Source organism: Devosia sp. A449 (assembly GCF_054489375.1).
In genome coordinates this window covers 652266-667745 of sequence record NZ_JBTMWU010000003.1, presented here as the reverse complement: position 1 = coordinate 667745, position 15480 = coordinate 652266, and the positions used below count along the sequence as shown (strand labels likewise).

Annotated in this window: 15 protein-coding genes and 1 pseudogene; 13 read left to right on the top strand and 3 right to left on the bottom strand. The window is 62.9% G+C overall.

Translation table 11 applies throughout. The annotated features are described in order from the left end of the window. Window positions 1-379: 379 nt before the first annotated feature. Window positions 380-1405 carry a LacI family DNA-binding transcriptional regulator gene (locus ACX3OW_RS12490; protein ID WP_459096086.1) on the bottom strand — a complete coding sequence of 342 codons (1026 nt, stop codon included), beginning with the start codon at window positions 1403-1405 and terminating at the stop codon, window positions 380-382. Between the two features lie 188 nt (window positions 1406-1593). Here ACX3OW_RS12490 and ACX3OW_RS12485 point away from each other — a divergent pair, with 188 nt between their 5' ends. From ACX3OW_RS12485 to ACX3OW_RS12465, 5 genes are read left to right on the top strand one after another with little or no spacing between them, the layout of a single operon-like run. Continuing rightward, window positions 1594-2688 carry a BMP family ABC transporter substrate-binding protein gene (locus tag ACX3OW_RS12485; RefSeq protein WP_459096111.1) on the top strand — a complete coding sequence of 365 codons (1095 nt, stop codon included), beginning with the start codon at window positions 1594-1596 and terminating at the stop codon, window positions 2686-2688. 18 nt (window positions 2689-2706) lie between these two features. Next, on the top strand, window positions 2707-4233 hold the full coding sequence (locus ACX3OW_RS12480; RefSeq protein ID WP_459096085.1) for an ABC transporter ATP-binding protein: 1527 nt from the start codon (window positions 2707-2709) through the stop codon (window positions 4231-4233). After that, window positions 4230-5297: an ABC transporter permease gene (locus tag ACX3OW_RS12475; protein ID WP_459096084.1), complete on the top strand. Its 1068-nt coding sequence runs from the start codon at window positions 4230-4232 to the stop codon at window positions 5295-5297. The genes ACX3OW_RS12480 and ACX3OW_RS12475 overlap by 4 nt, the downstream gene beginning before the upstream one ends. Beyond that, complete coding sequence (locus ACX3OW_RS12470) at window positions 5297-6217, top strand: ABC transporter permease (RefSeq protein ID WP_459096110.1); 921 nt, start codon at window positions 5297-5299, stop codon at window positions 6215-6217. The genes ACX3OW_RS12475 and ACX3OW_RS12470 overlap by 1 nt, the downstream gene beginning before the upstream one ends. 19 nt (window positions 6218-6236) lie before the next feature. Further along, window positions 6237-7619, top strand: coding sequence for an ADP-ribosylglycohydrolase family protein (locus ACX3OW_RS12465; protein ID WP_459096083.1), 1383 nt, complete (start codon window positions 6237-6239; stop codon window positions 7617-7619). 124 nt (window positions 7620-7743) lie between these two features. Here the strand turns inward: ACX3OW_RS12465 and scpB are convergent, their stop codons facing one another. Further along, on the bottom strand, window positions 7744-8433 hold the full coding sequence (gene scpB / locus ACX3OW_RS12460; protein WP_459096082.1) for an SMC-Scp complex subunit ScpB: 690 nt from the start codon (window positions 8431-8433) through the stop codon (window positions 7744-7746). Between the two features lie 11 nt (window positions 8434-8444). Further along, the gene (locus ACX3OW_RS12455; RefSeq protein ID WP_459096081.1) at window positions 8445-9404 is read right to left on the bottom strand and encodes a DUF1403 family protein; all 960 of its coding nucleotides are present in this window, start codon (window positions 9402-9404) and stop codon (window positions 8445-8447) included. Window positions 9405-9681: 277 nt separating this feature from the next. On the opposite strand from ACX3OW_RS12455, the gene ACX3OW_RS12450 reads away from it, so the two are divergent. From ACX3OW_RS12450 to ACX3OW_RS12415, 8 genes and pseudogenes are all read left to right on the top strand, one after another. Then, window positions 9682-9960, top strand: a complete 279-nt coding sequence (locus ACX3OW_RS12450; RefSeq protein ID WP_459096080.1) for a hypothetical protein — start codon at window positions 9682-9684, stop codon at window positions 9958-9960. 633 nt (window positions 9961-10593) lie between these two features. After that, window positions 10594-11892 carry a hypothetical protein gene (locus ACX3OW_RS12445; RefSeq protein WP_459096079.1) on the top strand — a complete coding sequence of 433 codons (1299 nt, stop codon included), beginning with the start codon at window positions 10594-10596 and terminating at the stop codon, window positions 11890-11892. 76 nt (window positions 11893-11968) lie between these two features. Further along, entirely contained in the window at window positions 11969-13909 is a 1941-nt protein-coding gene (locus ACX3OW_RS12440; protein ID WP_459096078.1) for an AAA family ATPase, read from the top strand. Window positions 13910-13952: 43 nt separating this feature from the next. Continuing rightward, the gene (locus ACX3OW_RS12435; protein ID WP_459096077.1) at window positions 13953-14216 is read left to right on the top strand and encodes a hypothetical protein; all 264 of its coding nucleotides are present in this window, start codon (window positions 13953-13955) and stop codon (window positions 14214-14216) included. Continuing rightward, window positions 14200-14553, top strand: coding sequence for a hypothetical protein (locus ACX3OW_RS12430; protein ID WP_459096076.1), 354 nt, complete (start codon window positions 14200-14202; stop codon window positions 14551-14553). The genes ACX3OW_RS12435 and ACX3OW_RS12430 overlap by 17 nt, the downstream gene beginning before the upstream one ends. Beyond that, window positions 14505-14621 (top strand): annotated as a pseudogene (locus tag ACX3OW_RS12425) (DUF7695 domain-containing protein); the annotation flags it as partial. The gene ACX3OW_RS12430 and the pseudogene ACX3OW_RS12425, both read left to right, overlap by 49 nt. 66 nt (window positions 14622-14687) lie before the next feature. After that, window positions 14688-15017 (top strand): DUF6634 family protein, encoded by a 330-nt coding sequence (locus tag ACX3OW_RS12420; protein WP_459096109.1) that lies wholly within the window; start codon window positions 14688-14690, stop codon window positions 15015-15017. Between the two features lie 82 nt (window positions 15018-15099). After that, window positions 15100-15276 (top strand): hypothetical protein, encoded by a 177-nt coding sequence (locus ACX3OW_RS12415; protein WP_459096075.1) that lies wholly within the window; start codon window positions 15100-15102, stop codon window positions 15274-15276. Window positions 15277-15480: the final 204 nt, after the last annotated feature.

Below are 15480 nucleotides of genomic sequence, written 5' to 3'. Positions count from 1 at the left end.
GCGTGGGCGTGGCATTTCTTTTATGTTCGCTACGGGGTATGGGACCGCAGGCCTTGTCGACGGATATCGCGACGAGGTCACTTTGCGCAAGCCATATGGATCTGAGGAATTAGCGCGAGCCTTGGCGCGGGCATTTCGAGCGCCGTTGATTGCGGCCTGAAGAGCTTGCTGCAAAGCACGTCCATTGCGGTCGATGGCCTGAATGGGCTGATACCTGCCTGGCGGCGCCTTGGGACGCAGCGGCAGAGCCTCCTCTCGGAACCTCAGTGGTGGGGTCGCGTTTCGCTGGCTCAATGGAGACCTGAAATGACCGATGTGACCGCTGTTTGTTAATCGGCGTGGGGCTTGGGTGCCGATCGGCACGCTAAGCCATTGAAGCCTATACATCAGGAGGGGTCGCGCGATGGCGCCGAATTGCAGGTGGCACCAACGGCGCTGTACTTCCGCGCTTTATGAGGGAAACCGGCAGCACGCGATCCTCCGCCGGAGCCGTTGGAAATTTTAATCGGTTGATGAGCAAGTCGACCGCCTGTGCCCCTAGAAGGCCGAGAGGCTGGCGCACGGTTGAAAGGTCAATCAGTGGCCAACTGCTCCACTGCATGTCGTCGAAGCCAACGACGGAAACGTCTCCTGGCACGCGCAGATTGAGAGTTTTAAGTACGCTGAGGGCGGCAATGGCGACCAGATCGTTGACGCAGACGATCACGGTCACCTCGCGCCGCCCGATCGCAATCACCGCCTCCGGGCGCAACTGGGGCAGCAGGTCTACTTCCACCTCCCAGATAATATCGAGCCGTCCCCGGGCGACCGACATGAAGCCCTCGCGGCGTTCGCGGTTACTGCTGACCTCCTGATAGCCGGAGAGCATGCCAATGCGCCCGTGGCCTAACGCAATCGCGTGTTCGGCCATCAGGCGGCCACCGGCGAAGTGGTCGGCCTGGATGCTGTCGAGCGACGGAAAAGCCATATCGAGCGAGACCATCGGAAAGATCGGTGGGGACTTTGGGTTGAAACTGGGATGCAGCATGGCGACTGCCCCGTCCACGCCATGCTGACGCAAAGTCTGCACCGCTCGCAGCGTGCGCATCGGCTCATTTCCCGAGTCTATGACCAAAGTTGCATAGCCCAATGCCTCGGCGCGCACCTGAACGGCATGGGCGATTTCAGGAAAAACCGGGCTACTCAAATTCGGCAGGATGCAACCGATAACCTGATTGCGCCCTGTCTTGAGGGCACGAGCAGCATTGTTGCGGGAATACCCAATATCGGCAACGGCCTTGCGTACCAAAGCATCAACTTCAGGCGTCACCTTGTTCAGATTATTGAGAACATAGGAGACGGTTGCGGACGACACGCCCGCAGCTTTAGCCACATCCTTGATGGTTGGCGTTTTGCGCTCAGACATTTTGTATTCGCCCATGGGTACTATTTAGCGCCGATTCCTCACCAACAAACCAGCGCGCACATTGCAACCCTCTTGACTCCACACAGAGCGTTGGATGTATAGTTTACACGATTAAATGCCTTGTGACAGGGCGGTCATGGATTTGCAGTTCATATCCAGAGGGAGGAACAATCGTGCCAAAGGCTTCAATCAACAAAAGGGCGCGTCGCGCACTGCTTGGTTTCGTCAGCGTTGCAACGCTGATCGCGGCCAGCACAGCAGGCGCCGTAGCGCAGGACAAGATCTTGCTGCTGATCAATGGCGCACTGGGCGACAAGTCGTTCTTCGACTCGGCCAATCGCGGCCTCGAGACGATCAAGCAGACCTATGGCGACGACGTGGAAACGCGCGTGCTGGAAATTGGTGACGATTCGACTGGCTGGGAGCCAGCTCTGCTCGAAGTGTCAGAGCAGGACTGGGACCTGATCATCGGTGGCACCTTCGCTCTGTCGGAAACGCTGGGCGATGTGGCCGAGCAGTATCCGGACAAACAATATATCCTGTTCGATGCCAGCCTCCCCTATGATGGCGGTGCCTATTCCAACGTTTATTCGATCCAGTACAAGCAGAACGAAGCCTCCTATCTCGGCGGCATTCTTGCTGCAGGTCTGCTGCAGTCGGGCCTGCCCGAAGGCACCGGCAAGCACCTTGGGTTCCTCGGCGGCATGGACATTCCCGTCATCAATGACTTCCTCGTCGGCTATGTGGCTGGTGCGCAGTCGTTCAACCCGGACGTCAAAGTTTCGGTCGCCTACGCCGGCTCGTTCACCGACGCGGCCAAGGGCAAGGAGCTGGGGCTGGCGCAGTATCGCGCCGGTGTTGGCATCGGCTTCATTGCCGCTTCGCAGGCCGGTCTGGGTCAGGTGTCCGCCGCCAAGGAAACCAATCAGTATGTGCTGGGCGTCGACTCCGATCAGGAATCGATCTTTGCCGAGAGCGATCCTGAACTGGCGAGCCGCGTCATGAGCTCGGTGCTCAAGAATGTCGATGTGAGCCTGGTGCGCGCCTATGAGCTCTACCGCGAAGGCAAGCTCCCCTTCGGCACGGCTGAAAATGTGGGTCTGGCCGAAAACGCCGTGGGCCTGGTGGAAACCGGCAATATGGCAAAGCTGGCGTCGCCCGAAACCCTGGCCGCCATCGAAGCTGCCAAGGCCGGCATCGCATCGGGCGCAATTGTGGTCCCCACCGGCTTCGGCATGGACACGGCAGCGCTCAACACCCTGCGCGACAGCGTTCGTCCATAAGCCGAGTTAGCGCCACAGATGGAAAACGCTCCCCCAATCGTGGCCTTTCGGCAGGTCGGCAAGACCTATCCGAACGGCACCGTGGCCTTGGCTGAAGCCACGTTTGACATCGCCAAGGGATCAATCCACGCCATCTGTGGCGAGAACGGCGCAGGCAAGTCCACGCTGATGAAAATCCTGTTTGGGCTGGAAAATCAGAGCACCGGGCAGATCATGATCGACGGTGCCGTCGCAGCGGCGGCACCGGATTTTGCCGGCAAGCACGGCATCGGCATGGTGCATCAGCACTTCTCGCTGGTGCCTATCCTGACCGTTACCGAGAATATCATCCTGGGCCATGAGCCCACCAAGGCCATTTTCACTGACCGAGCACGAGCGCGCGAGCAGGTATTGGCGCTGAGCAAGCGTTACGATCTGGCTGTCGATCCAGACGCACGCGTCGAGACGCTCTCGATCGCGGCGCAGCAGAAGGTGGAAATCCTCAAGGCGCTGTCGCGCCAGACACGCCTGCTGATCCTGGACGAACCGACGGCTGTGCTGTCGCCGCCAGAGATCGAGGAACTGTTCCGCCGCTTGCGCGACCTGCGCGACACCGGCATCACCATCTTGTTCATTTCCCATAAGCTGCACGAAGTGCGCGCTTTGGCCGACACCGTGACTGTACTGCGCGCCGGGCAGGTCGTCGGTTCGACCGCGCTTTCCGAGGTCAGCGACGCCGAAATCACGCGCATGGTGATGGGCCGCGACGTGGATGTGCCGCGCCGCCAGCGCATGGCTCCAGAGGCGCCGGTGTTGCTCAGGGTGTCCAACCTCTCTACAGAGACACACGACCCGGCGGACCGGATCAGCGACCTCAGCTTTACCATTCAGGGCGACGAGATTATCGGGATCGCCGGGGTGGATGGCAGCGGCCAGCGCGGGCTGGCCGCAGTACTGAGCGGCCTATTGCGCCCGTCCTCGGGCAGCGTGAGCTTTGCCGGAACCGAGATGGGCAAGGCGTCGGCTGCAAATTGGCGCCAGGCGGGACTGGCCTATCTGCCGGCTGACCGCTTCACTCAGGGCGGCACGCCAGGCATGACCTTGGTCGACAACGCCATTGCCGGCACTGATGGCGATGTGCGCTTGCAATGGGGCCCATTCCTGCGCCGCCGCAGCATTCGCCAGAAAGTGCGCGACATGGTCGCCGATTATTCGGTGCGCGCGCGCGGCATCGGGGAGCGCCTCGACTCCCTCTCCGGCGGCAATGCGCAGAAGCTGATCGCGGCGCGCGAGCTGGACGGAACGCCAAAATTCTTGATCGCCGACCAGCCAACGCGCGGCATCGACGTCGCTTCGGCGGCGTTCCTGCATGGCCGGATCGACATGGCGGCGCGCGAGGGTGCCGCCGTGTTGCTGATCACCGCTGATCTCGACGAATTATTGCGGCTAGCTGATCGTGTCATCGTGCTGTTCAACGGGCGGATGGTCGCCGACTTGCCCAATAGCGCTGACCTGACGCCGGCCAAGCTCGGTCCCTTTATGCTCGGGCTGGAGACTACCGCATGACTCGCTCCATCCTTGCCGGTCTGACCGAATTTGCGCTCACCGCGCTCGTCGTCTCCATGGTGATCATGGCCGTTCTGGTGCCGGTGGCCCTGCTACAGCCCGAGCCGATGCAAGTGTTGCAATTGTTCATCCTGGGACCATTCAGCTCGATGCGTCATATCGGCAATATTCTCGAAGCGGCGACGCCGACCATGCTGACCGGGCTTGCCGCGACGTTGATCTTCCGTGCAGGCAGCTTCAACCTCGGTGTCGAGGGCAGCTTCTTTGTCGGCGGGGTCAGCGCGGCGGCGGCAGCGCTGCTGTTGCCGCTGACCGGGTTCATCGCCGCGCCAACTGCCATCGCCGTTGGCGCATTGGTGGGCTCGATAGCTTGCGTGGTGCCGGGGTATCTGCGCGTCAAGTTCGGCGCGTCCGAGATGGTCAACTCGTTAGTGCTCAACTTCGCCCTGCTCTATGCGGGCATCTTCGTGCTCAACTATTTCCTGCGCGACCCCAATGCAGGGGCGCTGGCGTCGTATCGCCTGCCCGGCGATTTCACGCTGGAGCGACTGATGCAGGGCACGCGCCTGCATACCGGTGTCATCATCGCCTTTGTCGCCTGCATCCTGGGCGGCATCTGGCTTTATGGCACGCGCTCGGGACTCAATGTGCGCATCGTTGGCGCAGGTCCGGGCATGGCGCAGCATCTGGGCCTCAGCGCATCGGGGCTAGTCATGCGAGCGCAGATTATCGGCGGGCTCGTCGCTGGAATGGCGGGCGCCATCGAGGTGCTGGGGCTCTACAACCGCTTCACCTGGACCAGCCTGCCCGGCCATGGCTGGACCGGCATCACCGTGGCGATCCTGGCGCGTGAAAACCCTTTCCTCGTCATCCCGGCGGCGTTGTTTCTGGCCTATCTCCAAGTGGGCGGAGATAGCCTTGCGCGCAATTTGAACGTGCCAAGCGAAGTGGTGGGGCTCGTGACGGCCGCGATCATGCTGACTGTCACCGCAACGGCCATTTTCCGCCACCCCGCTTTCCTGCGGCTCATCCGCGACATCAAGGGCGAGGAGCAGGCAGCATGATCGACGCGATCTGGAACAACATTTCCGATCCGGCGCTGTTCGCAACCGTGCTGCGCGTGATGACGCCGCTGCTGCTGGCGGCGCTGGGCATCCTGATTTCGGACCGCGCCGGGGTGCTGAACATCGGCATGGAGGGCATCATGCTGTCCGGCGCGCTGGTTGGCGTGCTGGCCAGCGCCTGGACCGGGCAACCGTTCATTGGGCTGTTTGCCGCCCTCGTCTGTGGTGGCATGCTCGGCGCCCTGATGGCGCTGGCGATCAATGGTCTGGGTACGCATTTTATCATAACGGGCATTGCCCTGAACATGGCGGCGGCTTCGGCGACGACGCTGGGACTGTTCCTCGCCACCGGCGACAAGGGCATGTCGGGCGCGTTGAAAAGCGGCGTGCTGCCCAATCTGCACATCCCGCTAGTGCGTGACCTGCCTGTGCTGGGACCGCTGCTATCAGGCCACCATATGCTGACCTACGTCGCCATTCTGGCGGTACCGCTGGTATCAATCATGCTGGCGCGGACCCCGTTTGGCCTCCATATCCGGGCCGTTGGCTCTGACCACAAAGCGGCAGCCACGGCGGGCGTTTCACGCAACCGCACGCAGCTGCAGGCGCTCGCCCTGTCAGGCATGTTCGGCGGCGCAGCCGGCGCCTATCTGTCGATGGGATATGTCAGCTGGTTTGCCCAGAACATGACTGCCGGACGCGGCTTCATCGCCATTGCCGCCCAGGTGATGGGCATGGGCACCGCCTGGGGCACCTTCGCCGCTGCCGCCGTGCTCGGGATAGCCGAGACCACCGCGATCACCATGCAGACCCTGGGCCTGCCCAATGAGCTGATGCAGATGATCCCCTACCTCGTGCCGGTGCTGGTGCTGACCGTTTATGCAGCCCGCCGCCAGGCCAAGACACGTACCCACTCCTAACGTCGAAGGAATACCCTCTATGAAAGCCTGGGAACTGACGCGCGACCTGCTGCGCAACACCAAGCCAGTCGTCCGCACTGCGGAGGAGCAGACCTGGGATGCCAGCGCTGTCATGGCTGCCGGCGACATGACAGTCGCCATGTTCTGGAAGAGCAATGTGCCCGGCTCGGCGGCGCCGGAATGCCTGATGGCCGGTGCGCTGCAGTCGATGGTCAGCAAGGGCTATGTGCTGGCGCCCTATCAGGACCTGCTGGCTGAGGGCCTTGCCGCGCTTGAGGCTGGCGATTTCGAAACGCTCTATATGATCGACATGCGCCTGCGCGTGATCATGCAGAATGCCAAGCCCGACCCCGAGCATCCCTCGCAGAAGACGCTGCGCTATGCCGACTGGGACGCGATGGACAAGGATACGGTCTGGCCTGACGACGAGGCCGTCGACGTGCATGGAGACACATTCGCCGACCAGACCCGTGCGGCTTGGCTGGGTCAGTTCGTAGGCGCTGCTGCCGGCACCGCACTCGAGGGCTATACGGCCGAGAACATTGCCGAGGTGTTCGGCCCGATCCGCGACTATGTACGTGAACCTAACACCTACAATGACGACATCACGTTTGAGCTGGCATTCTTGGAAGCCTTTGGTGAAAAGGGCCACGCGGTCACCAGCACCGATATTGCCGAGCGCTGGACCGGCATGATCCCCCTGGGCTGGTCGGCGGAAGCAGTTGCGCTGACCAATATCCGCCGCGGCGTCCTGCCGCCGCTGAGCGGGTCAATGGACAATCCATTCGACGAGTGGATTGGCGGCCAGATGCGCGGCACGATTTGTGGCATGGTCGCACCCGGCCGCGCCCGTGAAGCCGCACGCCTGGCCTACCTGGATGCGCAGATTTCAGCAGCTGGCAATGGCATTCTGGGCGAAGTCTTCAACGCCGTGCTCGCGGCACGCGCCTATACGGCCACCGACACCCGCGACCTGCTGGTCTCGACCTGCTCATTGTTCTCGACTCGCACCGAATACGGCGCAGTGCTGGAATTTGCGCTCAATGCCTGCCGGACTTCGCAAGATTGGCAGACGGCCTGGGGCAAGTGCGACGCCGAATATATCGAGTATAACTGGATTCACGTCTACCCGAACGCGGCCGCACAGGTTGTAGCGCTCTGGTTCGGCGATGGCGACTTCGATCTGACGCTGGAGATCGTTTGCGGTATCGGCCACGACGTGGACTGTAACGCTGCACAGATTCTGTGCGTCATCGGCATCCTCAAGGGCACCAGCGTCATCGCCGAACGCTGGTACGCGCCGCTCATCGCCGGTGACATCGTCACCTACATGCGCCGCCCCGCCACAATCGCCTTCGAGGACCTGCTGGCCCAAACCGTCAAGGCAGCAGCGAAGCAGTAATCGGTATCCGCACGCCGTAAACGCGCAGGTGCACAGTGGAGTGGCTTACAAGAAGCCATCCCACTGTGAATAGGCGCGTGGTTTGGGTGCCGATCGGCATGCAAACCCGACGCCGATTCACACGTCAAGATGACTGCTCCACACCCTCTTCGCCGTGGTGGTCCTTATCGACTTTCTCTCCCATCGGCATTGTTACCGCTCCGTGCGTTCGGTCGTTCAGGACGCCAGCATCTTCGAGCGCTTCAAGATCAGGAAGGTCGCGCAGCGTATCGAGCCCGAAATTCTCCAAAAACCCCTTGGTCGTCACGTAGGTGAAAGGCGCCCCAGCCGTCGGGCTGCGCGGCCCCGCAGTGATCATGTTCTTGTCCCGCAGGGAACCGACCACATCGCGTGACACCTCCCGCCCCAGGATTTCCGACACCCCTGCCCGCGTGACTGGCTGATGATAGGCGATCGAGACCAGCACCATGGCCTCATTCTGGCTCAGATCAATGGTTTTGGCTGGCACGGCAGCAGAGACTGCGATGGCATCGGCATAGGCAATTCGCGTGCGCAACGCCCAGCCGCCGGCGACGCTGACGACCTCATAGGGTTTGCCGCGCAGCCCTTCGCGAATGTCATCGATCAGCAGCTCAATGCTGGCGTCGCGACTGACGACCCGCGCCAAGGCCTCACGCCCCACCGGTCTCGACGCCGCAAACAGCACCGCCTCGATGCGGTTCATCCACTCTCGCCAACGCCGCTCGGCCGGCATCTCGGCCAGTTCGGTATCGTAAATCGCCGGTTCGGCCTCTACTCGTTTGCGCTTGGCCATCTGCGCCGCCCTCACAACCCGTACAGCCGAAACGTCGACCGGCCCGAAACCTCGCGCACCGCGCCGAGTTCACCCAACCGATCAAACAGCCGCCGCGCCCCACGCGCCGACAATTTGGCGCTCGACCACGACCCTGGCACCACATCGTCGGACAGCAGCAGCTTCACCACGTCACCGGCCCCCTTGGCCCGCAGTTTTGGCGCAATGTTCATCAGTGTTGCCGCCCGCGGCGCCAAAACATCGGCGCCGAGATCGCAGGCTTCTGCCGCCGCCGTGGCGTAAGCCAAAAACACCGCCCTGCCCCAGCCGTCCCCACCGGGCCGAATGCGCCGGCGGTTGTCCCCGGCTTTGAACACCGCTGATGTCGCCTGCCCCATCAGCAGCGGCACCGGAACAGGCCATCTGAACTTCTGGGCGAGGAGCATATCGGCCAGCCAGAAGCCCAAAAACTCGGCGTCAGGTCGGGCCCGATAGACGGCGGCGGCAATTTCGGCCGCCAGCACGGGCGCCGGTCGCGCTGACAGCAGCATGGCCTCGGCATTGGCCACCACCTCGGCGAGCGCCTCATCCCAGGGCAGGCCAAACTGCTGTTCCGCGACCGGGCGCACAAAGTCCGCGTCGCAGTTGCTGGTTCGCGTCGCCAAACGACGCCAGGCCAGCAACAGGTGACCCGAGGGGCCGGGATCGTCGCCGGCGCCGCGCAGATAGTGGCTGTCGCGCAGGGCGGATTCGTCCTCGCGCCGACCGGTCAAATTCACCGCCGCCACGGCACACTGCAGGGCCAGCCGCTGGCGCCAGACGCCGGCCCAGACCGGGTCTTGGCGCACCACATTATCCAAGGAATTCAAGGCCGCACCGGCTGAATAGGCGGCATCGGCATCGTGCAAAACCAGACCGCGTGGTCTCGCCCACACCGGCACTTTCGGCACCAGCAGCGGGTCGGCAGTAAGCAAATCAGCATGCGTTTTCATGCCGACAGGCTACACCACGACGGCGCTTCATGCCAGAAAATGTGCTACTAACCGCCCCACCTGTCGGCATGTTTTTACTTCCGATAATGTTGCATTATCAGTCTCTTAGAGTCATCCTTGGCGTGACAGTGAGCCGAATTCCTAGCTGAACTCACCATAGTGGAACGGCAACTAAATTGTCGTCATCACCCTGACCTCACCATATGCGCCGCTCACAAAGCCGGCCGACCAGCACCCCGCCAGCATGGTAGCCTGCGTCCAGAATCGGAGTGGCAACATGAACATGACCAAGCAACCACTGCGCTGGCGGTTGGACGATAGATTTGGCACGCGACCGCTGTTTGATCTCCTCCTCGGTGGCCCATCCCGTCATTCGGTCTGGGAGTGGCTGCAAGGGATAGCGGTGCATCTCATGGCATTGTTGCGCCCCAGCGGGCGGGCCTATCTGCGCTGGTATCACATGTACCAGCAGGGCACCGGCGACAAGGCCGAGCGCGACCGAGCCTATCATCGGTTTATTGCCCTACAACGGCTGGAGCGGCGGCGCCGGCCATGACGTCGCTGTTTGACCGCATCGACCGGAGCGCCAACAACTCCGATCAAAGGGACATCGCGCCATTGCGCGGGCATATGCTGCCGGGGCGCCGACCTACCTTATGATCGGCAACGAGATCGCGCGACGATCCGGGCGGGCGGCGATCGGATCCTTCGGGAGCTGTCACCAGAAACCGCGGACAGCAACGGCAGCTAAGCACCTTGGCTTCCATCGTCGCGTCGGTCGCCGCCACGGCGGTGCATCGTCCCAGTAGGCGCGAGCGGTCGTCGTGGTGTTCCCTGTCTTACACGCAGTGGTGGCGATAACCACGAGCCGTGGCAACCATGGAACCAACGTTTCTCCACGACCAAACGCGCTTCGGAACCGAGCAGCACCATGCTGAGCAAATCCACCCAGCGGCACAACAGAGGCTCTAAACCCTTGGATTCCAATGGGTTGAATATGGCTTAATAGAAAATTAACCAAACCAGCCGTTTGACTTTGACTTTTCCAACTTGGATCCGGCAGGCTTGAAGAACGGTGCCATCCCGGCATCGGCTGGTTGGGCCGCCTCGGATTTGAGGCGGTCGACAGGGTGCTTGCAACACACCTGCCGACCTGACCAGCACACATACTGTTAGGAGCAGTACGATGATGGCTAGTGCCACTAATAGCGGCCCTGTGGCTGCGCGCAATATCAATTTCCCCTCCATCGACACCGCTTTTGTGGGCGATCCCGATCCGGTTCATTCCGGCCTTTTCGGACACCCGCTGCTGACGCCCACCATGCAGGTGCAGATCCTGTCGGTGATCGACGTCACCGGAACGGCGAGCATCGGCGACATCATAGCTGAGCTGCCCGGTCATCCGGACCCGGTCGGCGCTGTATTCGCGCTGGTCACCGCCAGGGTGCTGGCGGTGCTGTCCACCGGCTTTGTTGATGCCAACACCATTGTTGCCCGCGCCGGTCAGACCAACCGGTCGATCAGGGGGAGTACGCCGGCCGCTGCGCCCGCAGCCCATCCGACGGCTCGACCGGACGCACCGACCGCCCCTGACCTCGGCGTGCTGCCGGCCAATGTCACCGTGCTGGCAACGGACACCCTGCCCTCCCAACTCGACGCGGTGCCCACCTGCCCGTTACGGCCCCGGATCATTGTCGGGCCCGGCACTCGGCGGACCGCGTTTGGGCGGGTCGATTGTCTGCAGCGCCCAGGGGTCTATGTCCTGCTGCGTGGCCGGGACGTCTATGTCGGCTACGGCGCTGAAGTCGGCTTCCGCATCATGGACGGACGCCAGATGCCGGGCGGCACGCCGAATTGCATCATCGCCATTGCCGACCATGACGATGCGCTGTCGACCGACGATGCCAAGGCTTTTGAGCGCATCCTTTGGTCCTCAGTGGCTGCCGACGATGATTTTGACCTGATCAATGACGTGCCCGCCGGGGCGGCCATCGCGCCAGATCGTTACGACCAGTTGAGCCTGTTCGGGGCGCAGGTGGTGCTAGCGCTGCGTCAGGCCGGCTTAATGTTCCTCGGTGGCGCGGTGCGCGCGCATCTTGTCGGCCCCAAGAGTGAACCGGGCCGGCTCGGGGCGCCACGACGCAGTGACGCACTGCCCGAAGGCCGGGTCATGGAACTGAGCTATTGCGGCCTGACCGCGCGCGCCGCCGAGCGTGATGACGGAAGCTGGCTGCTGTTGCGCGGTTCCGATGTCCGGATCGACACCGTCGCCTCCGCGACGACCAGCGCCTCATTCCAGCGGTCGGCGTGGTTGCACGCCGGACTGCTCGAGCCAGCAGCGAATGGCTCCAGTTACATGCTCATGGATGACATCTTGTTTTCCTCGGGTAGTGCGGTCGGCCATTTTGTGTCCCGTAGCAAACGCTTTGGCCTGGCGGCCTGGCAACCGATTGACGCGGATGATCACGCGGGCGCTCCAGCGTTTTAGCCGCTCCTCCATCGTCTCACCCACCCCACATCCCCTCGACTGTGGCGCGGCGCCGGCCGTCGCCTGGAGATCACTCATGTCTTTTAGTTCGCTTCTTTCCTCTGCCCCGCCGGATGTCAACGACGGCCCCCCAAACACCGAACGCACAGCCGTGCCGCCCACCGAGCGGACCAGCTCCGCGCTGGCCCGCTGCATGATGGATGCCGTCCTCACCCCCAGTTTGCGCCGTTTGCTGAAGGCGCCGTCCCGTCTCATCCTGATCCGCACCGCCGACGAGACGACCGCTCACTTGCTGGAGCGCTATCTCGGCGGACTGGACCGGGCGCCGACCGTCGAAGCATATACCGAGCCGCACAAAACCGGTGGCCGGCTCGAACCCAGAGGCCGCAGCGAGCTGAGCCAGCTCGATCGTGGTAAGAGCGTCATTTTGATCAGTCAGGACTTGGAACGGGTGCTCGTACCTGAAGCACTGGCCGGGGCCGACGCCGTCATCACGGTGCCGGCGCCCGATGTGACGGTGATCCGCAAAACCATTCGCGCCGTCACCGGCAAGACCGTCCGTGGCCTGACACCGGCCGATGTGGCGGGTCTTACGCTCGACGATCTGAGCACGGCAATTCGGCCGGGTCTGACGGGGCGCGAATGTGTCGCCAACCTCCGGCGCGCGGCATTGTTTCGCCAAGAACCGCCCCAGGACAATACCGTCATTCCGCTCGAACAGCTGGCAATGACCAAGGTGGTCTCGGAATGGGCCTTCGGGGCTCTGCGCGTCACCCAGCAGGTAGCCGAAGGCAAGGTCGATGCCTCTGCCCTGCGCTTCGCTTGCCTGGAAGGCCCGCCGGGGACCGGCAAGACTACGGTGGCAGCTTCGCTCGCCTGCTCGGCAGGGTGGACCTTTGTTTTCACATCGGTAGGGGAGTGGTTCGCCACTTCCGATGGCAATCTCGGAGGCGTTATCCGAGCGGCGCGGCGGTTCTTCGATGAGATCGCCCTTTCGAAGGGCCCTGTTGTCGGTCTTCTCGATGAACTCGATGCTTTGCCCAACAGGGCAACCATGGATCCCTCGGACGCACAATGGTGGACGCCGGTTATTACTTTTGTCTTGACCGAGATCGACCGGCTCCGCAAGGCGGGCAGGCCTGTCCTGCTGCTCGCAGCAACCAATCATTTTGACCATTTGGATGCCGCCCTGGTCCGCCCCGGCCGGTTAGAGCGGCAGGTCAGCGTGCTGCCGCCTAACGAAACTGAACGTCGGGCCATGTTTGCCACCTGCCTTGGCGGCAGGATCGGCGCCGATGGACTTTCTACGCTAGCGCGCCTGTCGGTGCTGGCGACGCCGGCGAAGGTGGATAGCTGGTGCCAGTCCGCTATCGCCGCGGCTGAGGCTGACGGCCGCGCCCTGGAATTACGCGATCTGGTCGAGCTGATCGCCCCACAGGGCAACCGCTCACCGGCGACGGACTGGGCCGTGGCCCTGCACGAAGCGGGCCACGCCATCGTTGCGCACGCACTGGGCCTGCCGGTTGCCGAAATCTCCATCATTGGCGCCGGCGATGTCGGGGGCTGGGTCAAAATCCGGCCGGGTGATGGCCTGATGACACGAGCCCGGATGGAACGCCTGGGCATCATGATGCTGGGCGGCCGCGCCGCCGATGCGGTCCTCGGGGAAGGCCCCCATGCCGGTGCCGAATCCGATCTTGAGGACGTCAACCAACTGCTGCGCACCGCCATGTTGGACCTTGGTCTCTACGGCTCCCTCACCACGGGAAGCAATATTGATCCACGAAGCTGGCCGAACGATGGGGGCTCGCTCTGGAGCGCAATCAGCGCCGAACTCGGCCGGCTCTATAACCAGGCCGTGGAAATCGTCAGCGGCCGCCGCGGGGATGTCGTCAAGCTGGCCGAATTTCTTTCGATCGAACGGGTTATCACCGGCAATCGGCTGGCCGAGATCCTCGGCACTGACAAACCCGAAGCCGTTGCCGATGCACCGGCCCCGCCGGTGGGGAGGGCGTGATGTCGCGAGCCGAGCCACCGGCCCCGCCGGTGGGGAGGGCGTGATGTCGCGAGCCGAGCATATCCGCTACGCCGTGCATGCCTGGGATTATGCCTTGAGCCTCAGCATTCGCACCGTGGACGCTGGACCCGAACACGAGGCGCTTGTCATGTGCGAGGAGCAGCCCAATTTGCTCAACGTCCGCGCGGTGCTGGCGGTCGGCCGAGGCCGGCCCTGGCTGGTGCTAATCGAGTCGGCGCTGGTCGAGATCGGCATCGTGGCGATCGAGGATATTCTCAACGAGGCCGATCATGACCATCGCGACTGAAACCAGCATCCTGCTGCAGGCAGCGGGCGACCCAGCTTTAGCCGCATTGGCCGTGGCCGGTTCCACGCCCGGCAGGCTCTCCGTCGATAGTGCCCATGGCGAGCTGGCAAAGGTGGTCGGCGGCTACACCTATGATCCCGCAGCCGGGTTGCGCCAAGCGGCCGGCATTGCGACCGGATTCCTGCCCGGTGAAGCCGAATGGGCCAAGCCCCCGCTGCTCTCGAACTGGACCATCGAACCGCTGCCCGGTGGCCCGGTGCAGACGGTGTCGCGCTATTATCGGGTGGGATCGCGTCTTGGCAAGAACCGGCCACGAGACCGCTGGAGATCATCCTGAGAAATTCGGCCCGCTGTCTGCATTGTGGTGATGAGATCGAGAGCACGCATCGGCATAATTTCAAATGGTGCCAATGCGGCAAACTCGGCGTTGATGGTGGTCACGAATACATCCGGCGCATCGGTTCGGCCGGCATGGGTACCTCCATCGTGGCGGTTCGCGAGATCGATGCCCCCGAGGCGACCGTCGATGCACAGGATTTTGTTGATCAGATCACTAGCGTCCCGCGGCCGGCGCCGTTCGATTTTGCCAATGCGCCTATGCTGCAGGACTGGCGCCTGCACATGATTGAAATCGCCCGAGCACCGGCGCCGGTGCTGATCGGTACCGTCACCGGCCACCCCGAATTCCTGGATGGCACCCTGATGGCGACCACCCGCCTGCTGGCCGGAAATCAACGCGAGAGGTGGGTGCAGACGACGCGCCGGTTCTACCGGCTGGGAGACAAACACCATGAGCAATAGCATGCACTAGTTCGAGCTCGCGCGGGAGCTGGCGTGGAGTGAGGCGGACTATCGGGATCAGCGGAACAAGCACGATGCCAAAATGCGCCGAAGAATGTCAGTGCTGTTGCGCGACGCGGCCGGCGTGCCGCTGGAGCTGATGCAGGCGGTTCTGGCCCATCGGGACTCCGACATCAAGGACCTGCAGAGGTTCCTCTCGATTGCTGGGGAACTGGAGAGCACAGCAGAATCCTGGAGCGTCCCCGCGCCAGTGCTCTAGATCGCGCTAACCGAATTCAAACACCCGATCGGCCAGGTCCGAGACCTCATTGAATTTCAGCAGCGCAGACAGCCATGGGCGCAACTGGACTGCAATTCCTGCGCCTGGCTGATGATCGCTTCGGTGACATCACCGCCCTTGCATGCGCGTGGATAACTGTTTCGGTGCCGTGCCGGTCACGCCGAACGCGGCGGCTGGCTGACG